15 protein-coding genes are annotated in these 15179 nt (G+C 59.0%); 8 read left to right on the top strand and 7 right to left on the bottom strand.

Annotated features, from left to right (window positions below; genetic code table 11):
• Positions 1-147: 147 nt before the first annotated feature.
• Positions 148-2463 (top strand): ATP-dependent Clp protease ATP-binding subunit ClpA, encoded by a 2316-nt coding sequence (clpA, locus tag RCJ00_RS18055; protein WP_316223694.1) that lies wholly within the window; start codon positions 148-150, stop codon positions 2461-2463.
• 224 nt (positions 2464-2687) lie between these two features.
• Complete coding sequence (locus tag RCJ00_RS18060) at positions 2688-3686, top strand: LLM class flavin-dependent oxidoreductase (protein ID WP_316223696.1); 999 nt, start codon at positions 2688-2690, stop codon at positions 3684-3686.
• Here the strand turns inward: RCJ00_RS18060 and RCJ00_RS18065 are convergent.
• The 3 genes from RCJ00_RS18065 to RCJ00_RS18075 form a co-directional block, all read right to left on the bottom strand.
• Entirely contained in the window at positions 3680-5440 is a 1761-nt protein-coding gene (locus RCJ00_RS18065; protein WP_316223697.1) for a DUF4153 domain-containing protein, read from the bottom strand. The two genes, RCJ00_RS18060 and RCJ00_RS18065, sit on opposite strands and share 7 nt — an antisense overlap.
• 69 nt (positions 5441-5509) lie before the next feature.
• Entirely contained in the window at positions 5510-6148 is a 639-nt protein-coding gene (locus RCJ00_RS18070) for a histidine phosphatase family protein (RefSeq protein ID WP_316223698.1), read from the bottom strand.
• Positions 6145-6579 carry an HIT family protein gene (locus RCJ00_RS18075; protein WP_316223700.1) on the bottom strand — a complete coding sequence of 145 codons (435 nt, stop codon included), beginning with the start codon at positions 6577-6579 and terminating at the stop codon, positions 6145-6147. Before RCJ00_RS18075 ends, RCJ00_RS18070 begins: the two co-directional genes overlap by 4 nt.
• Before the next feature lie 81 nt (positions 6580-6660).
• On the opposite strand from RCJ00_RS18075, the gene RCJ00_RS18080 reads away from it, so the two are divergent.
• Genes RCJ00_RS18080 through RCJ00_RS18095 form a run of 4 tightly spaced genes read left to right on the top strand, consistent with a single transcriptional unit; the run spans position 6661 to position 9555 of the window.
• Positions 6661-7065: a fluoride efflux transporter FluC gene (locus RCJ00_RS18080; RefSeq protein WP_316223702.1), complete on the top strand. Its 405-nt coding sequence runs from the start codon at positions 6661-6663 to the stop codon at positions 7063-7065.
• Entirely contained in the window at positions 7065-8069 is a 1005-nt protein-coding gene (locus RCJ00_RS18085) for an RluA family pseudouridine synthase (RefSeq protein ID WP_316223703.1), read from the top strand. Before RCJ00_RS18080 ends, RCJ00_RS18085 begins: the two co-directional genes overlap by 1 nt.
• A 30-nt stretch (positions 8070-8099) precedes the next feature.
• The gene (locus tag RCJ00_RS18090) at positions 8100-8792 is read left to right on the top strand and encodes an HAD family hydrolase (protein ID WP_316223704.1); all 693 of its coding nucleotides are present in this window, start codon (positions 8100-8102) and stop codon (positions 8790-8792) included.
• 1 nt (position 8793) lies between these two features.
• Positions 8794-9555, top strand: coding sequence for an ATP12 family chaperone protein (locus RCJ00_RS18095; protein ID WP_316223705.1), 762 nt, complete (start codon positions 8794-8796; stop codon positions 9553-9555).
• Between the two features lie 13 nt (positions 9556-9568).
• On the opposite strand, the gene RCJ00_RS18100 is transcribed toward RCJ00_RS18095, so the two are convergent.
• The 4 genes from RCJ00_RS18100 to RCJ00_RS18115 form a co-directional block, all read right to left on the bottom strand.
• Positions 9569-9901, bottom strand: coding sequence for an Mpo1-like protein (locus RCJ00_RS18100; protein ID WP_316223706.1), 333 nt, complete (start codon positions 9899-9901; stop codon positions 9569-9571).
• A 59-nt stretch (positions 9902-9960) separates the two neighbouring features.
• Entirely contained in the window at positions 9961-11109 is a 1149-nt protein-coding gene (locus RCJ00_RS18105; RefSeq protein ID WP_316223707.1) for a GNAT family N-acetyltransferase, read from the bottom strand.
• A gap of 18 nt (positions 11110-11127) precedes the next feature.
• A complete protein-coding gene (locus RCJ00_RS18110; protein ID WP_316223708.1) occupies positions 11128-12555 on the bottom strand; it encodes a M20/M25/M40 family metallo-hydrolase in 1428 nt (475 codons plus the stop codon).
• 89 nt (positions 12556-12644) lie between these two features.
• Positions 12645-13115: a RidA family protein gene (locus RCJ00_RS18115; RefSeq protein WP_316223709.1), complete on the bottom strand. Its 471-nt coding sequence runs from the start codon at positions 13113-13115 to the stop codon at positions 12645-12647.
• Between the two features lie 242 nt (positions 13116-13357).
• On the opposite strand from RCJ00_RS18115, the gene RCJ00_RS18120 reads away from it, so the two are divergent.
• Positions 13358-13723 carry a response regulator gene (locus RCJ00_RS18120; RefSeq protein WP_031238763.1) on the top strand — a complete coding sequence of 122 codons (366 nt, stop codon included), beginning with the start codon at positions 13358-13360 and terminating at the stop codon, positions 13721-13723.
• Between the two features lie 12 nt (positions 13724-13735).
• The gene (locus RCJ00_RS18125; RefSeq protein WP_316223710.1) at positions 13736-15103 is read left to right on the top strand and encodes a PleD family two-component system response regulator; all 1368 of its coding nucleotides are present in this window, start codon (positions 13736-13738) and stop codon (positions 15101-15103) included.
• Positions 15104-15179 lie beyond the last annotated feature (76 nt).

Genomic DNA, 15179 nt, shown 5'->3' on the forward strand with positions numbered 1-15179 from the left:
AAGAGGCGGAAAAAGGTCCCCTAAGTAACAGTTACGTGTGTCGCGGGTTCAGATAGGGTTCAGTTTGATTATGGTAAATCATCCTAAACCTTTTGGGTTTTGAGTTGAGTAAGTTGAGTTGGGGTTTTAAGGTTTTAGGAGGTTGTCATGCCGTCTTTTTCAAGCGCTTTAGAGGAAACCCTGCATAGGGCCGTCGGTCATGCCAACGCGCATCACCACGAATATGCCACGCTTGAGCACCTCCTGCTGGCGCTAATCGACGATGTCGATGCAGCCGCCGTCATGAGTGCCTGCAATGTCGATCTCGCCAAGCTGCGTACCGCCTTGGACGCCTATATCGAGACCGATCTGAAGTCACTGGTCGAACCGCAATCGGAAGAAGCCAAGCCCACGGCCGGCTTCCAACGCGTTATCCAACGCGCGGTGATCCATGTCCAAAGCTCGGGCCGCGATGAAGTCACCGGCGCAAATGTTTTGGTCGCCATCTTCTCCGAGCGCGAATCGCATGCTGCCTTCTTCCTGCAGGAGCAGGAAATGACGCGCTATGACGCGGTCAACTATATCGCTCACGGCATCGCCAAAAAGCCGGGCGCATCGGAAGCCCGTGTCGTTCGCGGCGCGACCGAGGATAACGCCAATACCAGCGAGGAAAAAGGCAAGGGCGGTTCCACCGACGCGCTGGCCGCCTATTGCGTCGACCTCAATGAAAAATCGCGTCACGGCAAGGTCGATCCGCTAATCGGCCGGTCGGCGGAGGTCGAGCGCGCTATCCAAATTCTGTGCCGCCGCACCAAGAACAATCCGTTGCTGGTCGGTGATCCGGGCGTCGGCAAGACCGCCATCGCCGAAGGCTTGGCCAAGAAGATCGTTGACGGTGAAGTCCCCGATGTTTTGGCGGGCGCCACCATCTATTCCCTCGACATGGGCACGCTTTTGGCGGGCACCCGCTATCGCGGGGACTTCGAAGAACGCGTCAAGCAGGTCGTCAAGGAATTGGAGGCGCATCCCAATGCCGTCCTGTTCATCGACGAAATCCATACGGTTATCGGCGCCGGCGCGACCTCCGGCGGGGCCATGGATGCCTCCAATCTGCTGAAGCCCGCCCTGGCGGCCGGTACCCTGCGCTGCATGGGATCGACCACCTATAAGGAATATCGTCAGCACTTCGAGAAGGATCGCGCCCTGGTTCGCCGCTTCCAGAAGATTGACGTCAACGAACCGACGCTGGACGACACCATCAAGATTTTGAAGGGCCTCAAGCCGTACTACGAGACCTTCCACCATCTGAAATACACCGATGCCGCCATCAAGACGGCAGTGGAGTTGTCCGCGCGTTATATCACTGACCGCAAACTGCCCGATAAGGCGATCGATGTGATCGACGAAGCTGGCGCCTTGCAAATGGTTCTGCCGGAAAACAAGCGGCGCAAGGTGATCGGTCCGAAGGAAATCGAGTATGTCGTCTCGAAGATCGCGCGCGTACCGTCCAAGACGGTGTCGCGTGACGATACCCAGGCGCTGCGCGATCTGAAAACCGACCTCAACCGCGTCGTGTTTGGTCAGGATGAGGCCATCGAGCAATTGTCGACTGCCATCAAGCTGTCCCGCGCCGGTCTGCGCGATCCGCAAAAGCCGATCGGCTGCTACCTGTTCTCCGGCCCGACTGGTGTCGGCAAGACGGAAGTGGCCAAGCAATTGGCCGCGACCATGGGGATCGACCTGCTGCGTTTCGACATGTCGGAATATATGGAACGCCACACGGTTTCGCGTCTGATCGGTGCGCCTCCGGGCTATGTCGGACACGATCAGGGCGGCTTGCTGACCGATGCGGTCGATCAGCAACCGCACTCGATCGTCCTGCTCGATGAAATCGAAAAGGCGCATTCGGACATCTACAACATCCTGCTTCAGGTCATGGACCATGGCGTGCTGACGGATGCGGTGGGCAAGAAGGTCGATTTCCGCAACGTGATCCTGATCATGACCACCAATGCCGGGGCTTCGGATAACCAGAAGAACTCGATCGGCTTTGGCCGTGAAAAGGTCTCCGGCGAAGACGAAGCCGCGATCAAGCGTCTGTTCACGCCGGAATTCCGCAACCGCCTGGATGCCATCGTGACCTTCAAGCAACTGAAGCAGGACGTGATTGCGCAGGTTGTTCAGAAGTTCATCATGCAACTGGAAATGCAACTGGCTGACCGCCACATCTCGATCGAACTGACCGACGAAGCGGCTGCCTGGTTGAGCGAAAACGGATATGACGAACTGTATGGCGCGCGTCCGCTGGCTCGTGTCATTCAGGAAAACATCAAGAAGCCGCTGGCCGATGAAATCCTCTTCGGCAAGCTGGTCAAGGGTGGACATATCCTGGTCAAACTGACCGACGGCAAGATCGCCTTCGATATAACGCCATCGCAAAAGGGCGCCGACAAGCCTGGTGCCAAGGCAGAAATCGTCGAGTAATCGACGATTAAAAGATATAGCCCCTGAAACGCAGGTTTCAGGGGCTTTTTTTTGCCGGTTGGTCGGCGAGCTAGCGGCGACCTGTGCCGGTGTCCCTTCAGCACGCTTATGTTGCCCGACCTTCCTAGGTCAGGCGGAGACGCCGTTATATCGGTCGGAAGGGTAGGGCGCTCTTTAAATTGTAACCTGAGCACCTACATAAGCTTGACCGCACGGAGAGCTACATGATCCCCTTTTCGATCCTCGACCTGTCGCAAATTTCAGATGGCAGCACGATTTCAGACGCGCTGGCCAGTTCGGCGAAAATGGCGCAGAGGGCGGAAGCGAATGGCTATTCCCGCTACTGGTTGGCCGAACATCACGGTATGCCGGGTATCGCTTCAGCCGCCACCTCATTAGTCATTTCCCACGTTGGGGCCGCGACGCAAAAGATACGCGTCGGTTCTGGCGGCATCATGTTGCCGAACCATTCGCCCCTGGTGATCGCCGAACAATTCGGCACACTCGAAGCCCTGTATCCTGGCCGGGTCGATCTGGGCCTGGGCCGGGCGCCCGGCACGGACATGGCGACCGCTCGCGCCCTGCGTCGCCATCAGGAGGCCGGGGTTGAAAGCTTTCCAAACGATATCATAGAGTTGCAACGCCTTCTTGGCACGCCGGATGATAGCCAGCGGATTTTGGCCGTGCCCGGCATGAATTCGCATGTGCCTATCTGGCTACTGGGATCGTCGCTCTACAGCGCGCAACTGGCGGCGCAATTGGGGCTCCCTTACGCTTTTGCTTCGCATTTCGCGCCGGAACTGTTGTTCGATGCGCTGCATCTGTACCGGACGCATTTTCGTCCGTCGGAGGCCTACGCCAAGCCGCACACAATGGTCGGCGTTATGGGCGTGGCGGCGGATACGGACGCTGAAGCCGACTATCTCTATACTTCGATGCAGCAGTCCTTCGCCAATCTACGCCGTAATGTCCGAAAGCCGTTTCCGCGCCCTGACTATGACGCCGTGGCCAAGCTGACACCAGATGAGCAGGCGATGATCGACCACATGCTGCGTTTCGCTATGGTTGGATCGCCGGCGACGATCGAAAAGCGCCTGGGGAGCTTTCTCGACCAGACCCAGGCTGACGAACTGATCATCTCCATGCCGATCCACAGCGTCGCCGCGCGTCTTAAGTCGGTAGACCTGTTCGCTGGTTTGCCTTTCATGCAGAAGGTTCAGTAGGAGACCAGATCTTCGCCTGTCTTGGCGTTGCGGTGGGTGTCGCGGATGCCGATGATCTTGTCGCCGATCTTCAGGTCATCGAATACGGGGCGCTGGGCTAAGGCCTGGCCCTTTCGGAACGCTTCAGCGTCGGCAGGCGTCAGGTAGACATTGCTCATCAGGCGCCACTTATTATTCGACTGGCTGTCCTTCACAAAGATCGATATCTCCTTGCCGTCCAGTATGGTGACCTCCGGGATGTTGTTGTGATTGAGGTCGATCAAGGCGGCATAACAGCCCGGCACGGCGTCCTCCGCGGCGCAGTCGGGCAGGGCTTGTGATGGATAGGCCTGTGTCAGAAAATCTTCGGGCAGCATGGCCCCCTTTGGGGAGACAACGACGAACTGTTTTCTATCCGGGGTGCGCATGGCGGGCTTGGCGGTATCGGCCAAAACCCAACGGTCTTCATCCTTGAGAGCAAGGGCGGCGCGTGCGGCATCGCGAACGGCTTGCGTCCGTCCGGATTGGCTCAGGCGTTTCAGGGCGTCGCGTCCATAGGTGCCGGTTTCGAAGCGCAGGACGCGCCAGTCGAACCTATCGGGCGCGGCCTCGCCGCCATCGACCCGAGCGGCTTGGGCACCGGCGCTCAGGCGATACGGATCGGCGATGGGCGTTAAAACAGCCAGGAACAGGCCAGCCATGACGAAAGCCAGGGCAATATTGGCCAGTTCTATGCCGCGTAGCCAGCGACCGGGCCAAACGGCGGAAATGGTATAGGCCACACCGAACAGGCAGGCGATGACGACGCCAACCGCCGCCATGACCCGTTCCGGGGTCAAGCCGTATTGTGCAATGCGCAGGTAAAGGCTGTAGGCCGCCAGGCCCGCGAACACCAGTGTCAGACCGCAGGCGATCCAGGCCGACATTTTCAACACGACATGGACCGGACGTTCCGTGTCGCCTTGCTGATAGGCGGCATTGACGAGGAGGACCAGAGCGACGCATGCCGTGAGCAGGGAGGCCGTGGCCGCCTTTGTTTTCCAAAGGGGTTCCAGCCCGCTAAAACAGAGCGATACAGCAAATAGGACGCCAATAAAGGCGATGACCGGCAGCAGCCAGGATAGAACGCCGAGCACAAGCGACCGGAAATTACTCATCAACCGGGTTTGCACATCGCCAAGATTGACAGCAGAGGCGATGGCCAAACCGCTTAACGGCCAGGCGAAATAGGTATTCGTCAGCAGATCCTTGAACCAGGTGAAGCCGATGAAACCCAACAGCGCAGCGCCCAGCCACAATATACCCCAGAACAGGCCGGTGAAGATCATGGCCAGGATGAGTTGCACGCCCCGTTTCCACGCCTCGTCGAAATAGAGCGGGTAAGGTGCGATGGGTTTTCCCGCCTGGTCAGCGGAGGACACCAGTTCATGGCTGATGAACAGGAAGGGATAGATAAGGAAGGACAGGTTGAAAAAGAACGGATTGAAGTGGGCTTCGGTATTGTGCGCCTCGCGGTTCCACGCGATGACGGCGATCACGGCCAGGGCGACACCGCCCCATACCGCCAGGCTGATCCGGCGCATCGCGCCCGCACCGGCCCACAACACGAATGCGCCAAGCATCAGTGTGCTGGCCAAAACCTGCTGCCATAAGACAGGATCACTGTCATAGGGTTCGATCTGCTTGATCAGCCAACCCAGAATGCCGCCGAAGATAAGTCCGACGCCCAGCCGGACGATAAGCGTTTCGCGCGCGTTCAGTCCTGAATTGGTCATGCAGTCCCCCTTTCCGGGAGGCTAGCACAGAAACCCGGCCGATCCAATTAGCCTGGCTCCGGCGTGACGCTATATGCGGCCCATGGTGGTTTGCGCATTGTAGATTTGCTGGATGGGCGCGTTATTCGGATCGAGCGGAATCATGCGCCATTTGCCGTCGCGTTCCTCAAAGCGGACCGGCGCGGCGTTCGGGCTCGAATACATGTCGTTGAGGAACTTACGCGTAACAGCCCGGAACGGGATGCCGTGGAAGACGAACAGACAGGTTCCACCGCTTAGCTGTTCGTCCGCCTTGTGGGCATTGATGCAGTCATAAACCCGCTCGATGACCTGACCCAGCGGTTCGGCATTGTGCGGATAGTGCTTGCCGTCCAGGTCGGCAGCCGGGTTCATATGCTCGCGCATCTCTTCGCGGTGCTGGCGAACCTCGTCTATGGTCATGCCTTCAAACAGGCCGAAATTGCGTTCTATCAATCGGTCATCGATGATCGGTTCGAGGGCACAGGCCGCCCCGACGATCTGCGCCGTTTCCAGCGCGCGCGACAAGGGACTGGCGACGATGCGGGTCAGACCCTGATCTTTGAGTATGTCAGCCGCCACATGCGCCTGCGCGCGCCCGGTGTCGTTGAGCGGAATATCGGTTGACCCCTGTAGGCGGGCCTGCACGTTCCAGTCGGTCTGGCCGTGGCGAAGAACGTAAAAGGTCATGACAGTTTGGCTTGGATTTGCGCGGCCAGATCTTGCAATTCACCCATGTCCGCCATTTTGCCGGCGGCGTGTGGGCGTTCGGCGATGTCGTCCCAGACGGGAATGATGTGGAAATGAATATGAAACACCGTCTGGCCAGACGCCTCGCCATTGAACTGCGCGATGCGGATGCCGTCTGGCGTGAGCGCATCGCGCACGGCGCGCCCGATGCGCTGGGTCTGAACGATCAGGTTTCGCAGGTCGTCCGCCGGAATATCGAACAAATTGCACGCCGCGACCTTCGGAATGACCAGCGTATGGCCCTTCGATTGCGGGAAAACATCCATGAAACTCAAGGTGCGGTCGTCTTCATAGACCTTTACCGACGGGATGTCGCCGGCCAGAATCTTGGCGAAAATATTGGTGGGGTCGTAGTGTGCGGCCAGGCTCATGGATGGGTTTACCCTGCATTTTGTTCCGATTCCAAGCTTAAAGGACTATGAGGATCAGGTGAAGAGGGGTATTACGCGCCTATGTTCAATCTGTGTCTTGTCATGTTGGGGGGCGCCTTCGGCTCCGCAGCCCGCTATGGTCTGGGGCGGTTGACGGCGGGCTGGTGGGCGAGTGAAGCCTGGCCCCTGAATGTTTGGCCTCTCGGGACCTTCATGGCCAATGTCATCGGTGGCCTGCTTATGGGGCTGCTCATGGGCCTGCTTCTGGGGCCCTTGAAAGGTGTACTGGATACCGAACGCGCCCGATTGCTGCTGGGCGTCGGGGTATTGGGTGGCTTCACGACCTTTTCGTCTTTTTCGCTGGAAACCGTTCAGATGCTTGAACGTCGCGCCTACGGGCTGGCGGCGGGGTATATTACTCTGTCGGTTGTCCTGTCCATTGCCGCGCTGATGGCCGGCCTGTTCCTGATCCGAAAGTTTGCGTAATGAGCAAGGAAGTCAAAACCCTCTATATTACCGATGGCGAGGACGGTATTCGCGTTGATCGCTTCTTCAAGCGCCGCTGGCCGCACCTGAATCATGTGATGCTCAACAAACTGCTGCGCTCCGGTCAGGTGCGCGTCGATGGCGGCCGTGTAAAGGCCGATACTCGCCTGACCGCCGGCTCCACCATTCGCGTTCCGCCCTTGCCGGATGCCCCCGACATTGATCAGCAAAAGCGCGAACGCGCCCTGTTGAGCCCGCAGGAAATCCGTTTTGCGCATTCGATGGTCCTGTACGAGGACGAAGACGTAATCGCGCTGAACAAGCCATCGGGCCTCGCCGTACAAGGGGGCACCAAGACCAAGAACCACGTCGACCGGCTGTTGTCGGCTTGGGGCGAGGGGCTGGAACGTCCGCGCCTGGTCCACCGTCTTGACCGTGACACGTCGGGCGTCCTGCTGCTGGGCAAGTCTCCGCAGGCGGCGGCGCGTCTGTCGGGCGCCTTCGCCAAGCGCCGGGCGCAGAAAACCTATTGGGCGCTGGTGGTCGGCAATCCGAAGCCGGAAGAAGGCTATATCGATACCCCCCTTATCAAAAAGGGGTTTCATGATCGCGAGATCGTCCAGCCGGCCGAGCCCAACGAACCGGGCGCGGAGGCGGCGGAAACTGAATATGTCACCATTTCGCGCGCTGGTCCGCGCGTATCGTGGATGGCGCTACGTCCGCACACCGGTCGAACGCACCAGTTGCGCGCCCACATGCAGGCCATTGGTCATTCGATCCTGGGCGACCCGAAGTACGGCAATGAAGCCAGCCAGTCCCTGTCCGAAGGACTGAACCTGCAACTGCATCACCGTCGCATCGAACTGCCGCATCCGACGCAAGGCACGTTGATCGTCGAGGCGCCGCTCGATCCGGTTATTCAGGCCGGTTTCGACCGCTTCGGCTTCGATGAGCATGAGGCGGAGAACGATCCCTTCGCCAATATGAAGAAGAAAAAACGGTAGGTCCGGAGTATCCGCGTGGGGAGTGAAGGTTTGAAACTGGCGGTCTGGGACGTGGACGGCACATTGATCGACAGCCGGTCCAGTATTTTTCGCGCAGCGGTCGAGGCCGCGCACGCGATCAATATTGATCCGCCAAGCTACGATCAGGTCAGGGCCATTGTCGGGGTATCGCTTTTCGACGCTCTGGCCATGATGCGTCCAGACCTCGATCCGGAAACCATCGCCGCCTACACGCATGAGTTCCAACAGGCCTTCCTGCGTTTTCATGCCGACCCGGCATTCGCGGAATCGCTTTATCTTGGCGCTGAAGAGACCTTGCAGGCTCTCAAAAGTGAAGGCTGGCTTTTGGGCATGGCCACCGGCAATTCGCGCCGCGGCGTTCGCAGGACTTTGGAAAAGCACGGTTGGGACGACCTGTTCGATGTCACCTTCTGCGCCGACGATGGCCCCTCAAAGCCCCATCCGCACATGCTTCAATGCAATCTCAACGCTCTGGGCGTTGCCACCCATGAGGCGGTGATGATCGGTGACGCCAGCCATGATATGAAGATGGCGCGTCAGGCCCATGTCCACGCCATCGGGGTATCCTGGGGATTCCATACGGTCGAAGAACTGCAATTGGCCGGCGCGCACGACATCGTCCACGATTTCACGGAGCTGAAGGCGGCGCTGGACGCGTTTGCGGCAGACGTTTGCTCTGAGCACAAGATGGCAAGTTATTGATATGACATACGAAGCCAAAGCCCCGGACAAGACATCCGATTCTCTCGGGTTCCGCCCAAAACGGTTTTGGAAGACCGTGGCCGTTAATGAGATCAATGGCGGATATTCGGTCAGCCTGGATGGCCGGGCGGTAAAAACGCCCAAGGGGCAAGAACTCGTTCTGCCGAACGACACCGTTGCCAGCCGGGTTGAAGCCGAATGGGCCGCTGTCGGCGACCATGTCGAGTTCAGCGACATGCCGATGACCCGCCTGGGTTTTGCCGCTGTCGACCGCATGGGCGACGTGCTGGATGAAACCCTGGTCGAGGTGACGCGGTATTCGGAAACGGACCTGGTGTGTTATCCGGCCGAATATCCTCAAGCGCTGGTAGCCCGCGAAGACGCGGCCTGGAAGCCCATTCTTGTATGGGCCGATACAGAACTGGACCTCCAGTTTCATCAGAACAAGAGCATTATTCATCAACCGCAGCCGGCGGAAACCATTCACCGCATTCAGTCCCTGATCGCCAACGCAAGCGTGTATGAACAGGCCGGTATCATGCAGGCCATACCTTTGTTGGGCTCGGTGGTGCTGGCCCTGGCGCTTTGGCGCGGGCATCTGACTGGCGCGCAGGCCTTTGCGGCGTCACGCGTCGGCGAGGACTTCCAGAGCGAGACCTGGGGCCACGACGAAGAGGCCGCGAAACGGGCAGATCACATGAGGCGTCAGGCCGAAAATCTGGAAATCTGGTTCAAGTCTCTGGCGCCGACGATTAGCCGATAACGCAATCGGGGCATCAAAGTCTTGAGGCGGCCAGGGCGCGGCGCTTCGGCAATTGCCCGGTCAGCCACAGACAAAACATATGGTAGTCGCCGATAAACGACCACAACGGATATTTAAACGTGGCGGGCCGGTTATGTTCGATGAAGAAGTGTCCGATCCAGGCGCAGCCATATCCCGCGACCAGGCCCGCGGCGATCCACCATAGATGCCCAGTCGATACGGTCAGAACAAGCGCGGCTATGCCGCAAACCGAACCGAGATAGTGGACGGCACGCGTGGCAGGGCGGCCGTGCTCGCTCAGGTAAAAGTCGAAAAAGGCGGAATAGGTTCGGTAACGTTCGGCCATGGTTTCATCCCTTTTGACCGAATATAGCACGGTTTATCGCCGGCGGCACGACGGGACGATCACCTGTCCTTTTTGAACGGCGACGCTTCCTCCGCCAGCATCTGCATCTGCTCGACCACCGCATCGCGTTCGCGGTTGAGATAGTCTTCGATCGGGGCGCGCAGGCGTTTGTCACGGATATAGTGGGCCGAATAGACGCTGTGCGGCAGGTAGCCGCGTGACAGCTTGTGCTCGCCCTGGGTACCGGCTTCGACCCTTTGCAGGCCGTGGGTGATGGCATAGTCGATGGCCTGATAATAGCAGACTTCGAAATGCAGGAAGGGCAGGTCGATATGCGTGCCCCATTGCCGGCCGTAAAGTGTATCCCCGCCGATGAAATTGATGGCGCCAGCCACAGCCTGTTCGCCTTGGTAAGCGAATATCAGGACGATCTTGTCCCGCATGGTTTCGGCCACGCGGCTGAAAAACGCACGGGTCAGATAGGGCGCGCCCCACTTGCGGTCATAGGTGCTTTCGATAAATGCATACATCAGATCGAGATGATTTTCGTTTATATCTCTACCGGTTATGTGACGTAGCTCAACGGCTGACTGAACGTCGCGACGTTCGCGGCGGATAACCTTGCGCCGGTTTGACGACAGGGCCGCGAGAAAGTCATCGAAGGTGGTGTAACCGGCATTGTCCCACCAGAACTGCTGATCGCGCCGTTGCAGGAGACCCATTTCCCCCATCATTCGCCATTCGTCTTCGCGTGGAAAGGTGATGTGAAGCGACGACAGCCGGTTGCTGTCGCACAATGATATGGCGGCCTCGACAAGCGCGCGCCGCACAGCCGGATCGCGCGAGATCAGACGTGCCCCGGTCACCGGCGTGAACGGAATGGCCCCTTGCAGTTTCGGGTAATAGGCGCCGCCCGCCTGTTCGTAGGCCCGGGCCCACGACTGGTCGAAGACATATTCGCCCATGGAATGATATTTGACGTAAAGGGGCATGACGCCCGCCACAACGCCTGCGTCATCGCACAAGGCGATATGGACGGGTTGCCAGCCACTGGTCTCATCGACACAACCCGTATCTTCAAGCGCATGCAAATAGGCAAACGATGTAAAGGGGTTGTCGTCATCCCTTAAACCATCCCATGTGCTTTGGCCGATATCGGCGATTGTGTTGTGCAGCGTCAGCTTCAAGGGGCGTGTCTGGGCGGTCATAGGCGGTATATGGGGAGTCTATTGCGCCGCGTAAAGCTTGACCAACCTATACATGAAACGCCGGGCGTCCATTAAGGACTGAACGCCCACCCGCTCATTTAGCCCGTGAATATGGCCTTCGTCGGGATCGACAAACAGGCCCTCCACTCCATAGGTCGGAATGCCGGCGGCGGACGTGTAGATGCCGTCCGTTGCCCCTGTTGTCATGGTGGGCACGACCGGGACGCCTGGCCACAATTCGGCGGAGACCTTTTCGATGGGACCCAAAATGTCCGGACCAAGCGCCGGCGCGGGGGTGGCTAGGCTGCGCGGTTCGACGATCGACACCTTGACTGCCGGATCGGCGACGGCCCGCACCAGCGCGGCCTGTACGTCATCCACGCTGACACCTGGGAAAATCCGGCAATTGATGTTGGCCGAAACGTGTTGAGGCAAGGCGTTCAAGGCATGTCCGCCTTCGATCAGGGTGGCGACGCAGGTCGTGCGCAGCATCGAATGCCATTGCGGGTTCTTCGACAGGATGGCATTGGCTGCGCTATCCATCGGGTTCTTGACGATGGCTAACATGGCCGCCCCTGACTCGCCGCCGACGATCGGCGCCATGCGCGTAAAATAGGCCCGGGTGGCGTCATTAAGCATCACCGGAAATTCAAGCGCGCCGATCTTCGGCAGGGCCGCCGACATCTGGTAGATAGCGTTTTCGGGCACGGGACGCGACGAGTGGCCGCCCGGATTGGTGGTTTCCAGCTTGAAGTCCTGATAGACCTTTTCCGCCGCTTCGATATTGAGAGCGATCTTTCGACCGGTCTCATCCAATTGTCCGTTTGCGCCTTCATTGAGCGCGAAATCGGCGTCGATCCAGTCCTTGTGCTCGGTGGACAGCCAGTGGGCGCCGTTGAATACACCCTCGGTTTCCTCTCCGCAGGTCAGGGCCATCTTGATGTCGCGTTTGGGGCGGTAACCTTCCTGCTTCAGTCGGATGAGCAGATCGGTCCAGATGGCGGCCTGGGCCTTGTCATCTGACGTGCCGCGGCCGTAGAAATAGCCGCCTTCCTCGATCAGGGTGAACGGATCGCGCGTCCAGTCCGACCGCTTGGCGGCCACTACATCTATGTGGGCCAGAAGCAGAATGGCCTTCTTCTTTGAGCCGGTCCCACGCAAAACCGCAACGATGCCGCCGTCCTTCGGCGCGCTGTCTGGAATGAAAAGGTGGATGTCCGCGTCCGTGTAGCCAGCGGCTTTCAGACGCGCTTCCATGCGCTGGGCCGCCAGGGTGCAACTACCTTCGCCCGGCGCGGTATTGGTTTCAACCAGTTCTTTATAGAGGGCGCGAAAGGCCGGTTCGCCCGTGCCGGAGGTGTCAGCCGCTGGGATCGCTAAAGCCGGGACCGCCAAGGCAGCGGAGGCCAGGACGGCAAGGGCTGGGAGCAGGGGCTTCAGGCGCATAGGATCCTCCGTAAAAGAGTGACGCTAACACCCCTGCTGCCGTTGCACAATCGGCGCGCCGCCCATACCAGCGCGCCGCAACCTTAAAATTAACGGCGGTCGATGACTTCGATCAGGGCGTCGATTTCCACGGCGAAGCCGAGAGGGATCTTATACATGCCGACGGCCGAGCGGGCATGCTTTCCGGCATCGCCAAGGGCGGCAACCATTAGGTCTGAGCAGCCATTGATAACCTGCGGGATATTATAGAAGTCAGGACCGGCCTGAACGAACGCGTTCAGCTTGATCACCCGCACCACGTCGTCAAGATCGCCACCAGCTGCCGCCTTCATTTGAGCCAGCAGATTGATACCGCACAGGCGGGCCGCCTCGACGGCGTCTTCGAGCGAGACGTCAACGCCCACCGTGCCCTTGATGCCGCCATTGGCGTCGTTCGACAACTGGCCGGAGATGTGAGCGTGATTCCCGGTGCGGACGAACGGGACGTAATTGGCTACGGGCGCGGTCGGGACGGGCAGGGTGATGCCGAGCGCCCGCAGGCGGTCTTCGCATGTCGACATGTAAAATCCTTGATCAGATAAGAGATAGGCCCCAATGGGGAAAGGGACTTTAATCTCTATAGCCGATTTGCATACGGCCTCTCCATCCCCATTTTTACCATTTGTTACCTTTGCCTTCACCTCAGCTTAAGAGAGTCCCTGTAGATTGGGGCCTATCAAAAGCCGGCGGCGCGGTGGTGACCGATTCGGCAAAAACACAAGATAGAGTGGGTAGGCTTTCGGGCTTATAGGTTTCGGGAATGATGCAAAAGAAGGTCCTCATTGTTGAGGACAACGAACTCAACATGAAGCTCTTTCATGACCTGCTCGATGCGCAGGGCTATGAAACCTTCCAGACGGGCGAGGGCCTGTCTGCCCTGACTCTTGCCCGCCAGCACCGTCCCGACCTGATCTTGATGGATATCCAGCTACCTGAGATTTCGGGCCTGGAAGTGACCAAGTGGCTTAAGGAAGACGATGAGCTGTCTCATATTCCGGTTGTGGCAGTAACGGCCTTCGCCATGAAGGGCGACGAGGAACGAATTCGCGAAGGCGGTTGCGAAGCCTACATTTCCAAGCCTATTTCGGTGACGCATTTTCTCGACACGGTGCGCAAGTATCTGGGCTAACGGAGACAGTCCATGACCGCGCGCGTCCTTATCGTCGATGACATACCGGCCAATGTCCGCCTGCTCCAGGCCAAGCTGGAGGCGGACTATTACGAAGTGCTGACGGCGAATGACGGTCAGGTGGCTATAGACATGGCCATTGCCGAACAACCTGACATTATTCTCCTCGATGTCATGATGCCGGGAATCGACGGCTATGAGGTTTGCCGCCAGATCAAGGACCATCCCGAAACCCGTCACATTCCCATCATCCTGATTACCGCTCTGGATGGCCGTGACGATCGGCTGTTCGGTCTTGAAGCGGGTGCCGACGATTTCCTGACCAAGCCTATCGACGACATGATGCTGATGGCGCGTTTGCAGGCGCTTGTCCGGCTGAAGCAGATGGTCGACGACCTGCGCCGGCGAGAGGCGTCATCGCGCCGCGTGGGCCTGATAGATAACGAACAATACCTGCGCCAATTGTCGGCGACGGGGAACGTGCTGATTCTCGACGACAATGTCCGCCAGGCCGAGCGCCTGATGATGCAATTGGGCGAAGATCACCGCTGCGCTTTCGAAACCGATCCGACGCGTGCTCTGAAGATCGCCGGCGGGCGTGTCGATCTGATTGTGCTCAACCTGACGGCCAAGTCCTTCGATGCCCTGCGCTGGGTTGCTCATCTGAGAACGAGTGAAGTCACGCGTAACCGGCCGGTCCTGGCCATCGTCAATGCCGATGAACGCCAGCAGGTGTTCAAGGCGCTGGAACTCGGCGTCAACGATGTTGTGCCGCGCCCCGTCGACATGCTCGAACTGCGCGCCCGTGCAAAAACCCAGATCAAGCGCAAGCGGTATGGGGACTTCCTGCGCAATACGCTCGACCGCTCCCTGGAACTGGCGGTTACCGACCCCCTGACGGGACTAAACAACCGACGCTTCCTTGATCACCACCTCAGCCTGGCTATGGCGCGCCACGTGAAGGGCGGTCCTGAACTGTCGGTGCTGCTGCTGGATATCGACCATTTCAAGCGGGTCAATGACACCTACGGTCACGATGCCGGTGATGAAGTGATTCGCGAATTTGCTCGCCGCCTGGGTCTGAATGTGCGCGCCATCGATATGGCTTGCCGGTTTGGCGGGGAAGAGTTTGTCGTGCTGATGCCGGAAACCGGCTCATCGGACGCAGTCCATATCGCCGAACGTGTCCGGTCGCAGGTCGCAGACATCCCCTTCGTGCTGGCTGACGGGCGTAAGCTCGACGTTACGATCTCCATCGGCGTGGCCACCTCGCAAGGTGTTGGCGATACGCCGGAAACCCTTTTAAAGCGGGCTGACGAAGGGGTTTATGAAGCCAAGCAGGCCGGCCGCAACCGCGTGATCGTCCGCAACGCCGCTTAACGGCCCCATTCAACTGCCTATAGCGTAGAGGTTTTCGGCGCGAAGCGCGTGAGCCCTTCGGACGCAAAAAAGCCGC

This window comes from Asticcacaulis aquihabitans, from assembly GCF_032490435.1.
Taxonomy (GTDB): Bacteria; Pseudomonadota; Alphaproteobacteria; order Caulobacterales; family Caulobacteraceae; genus Asticcacaulis.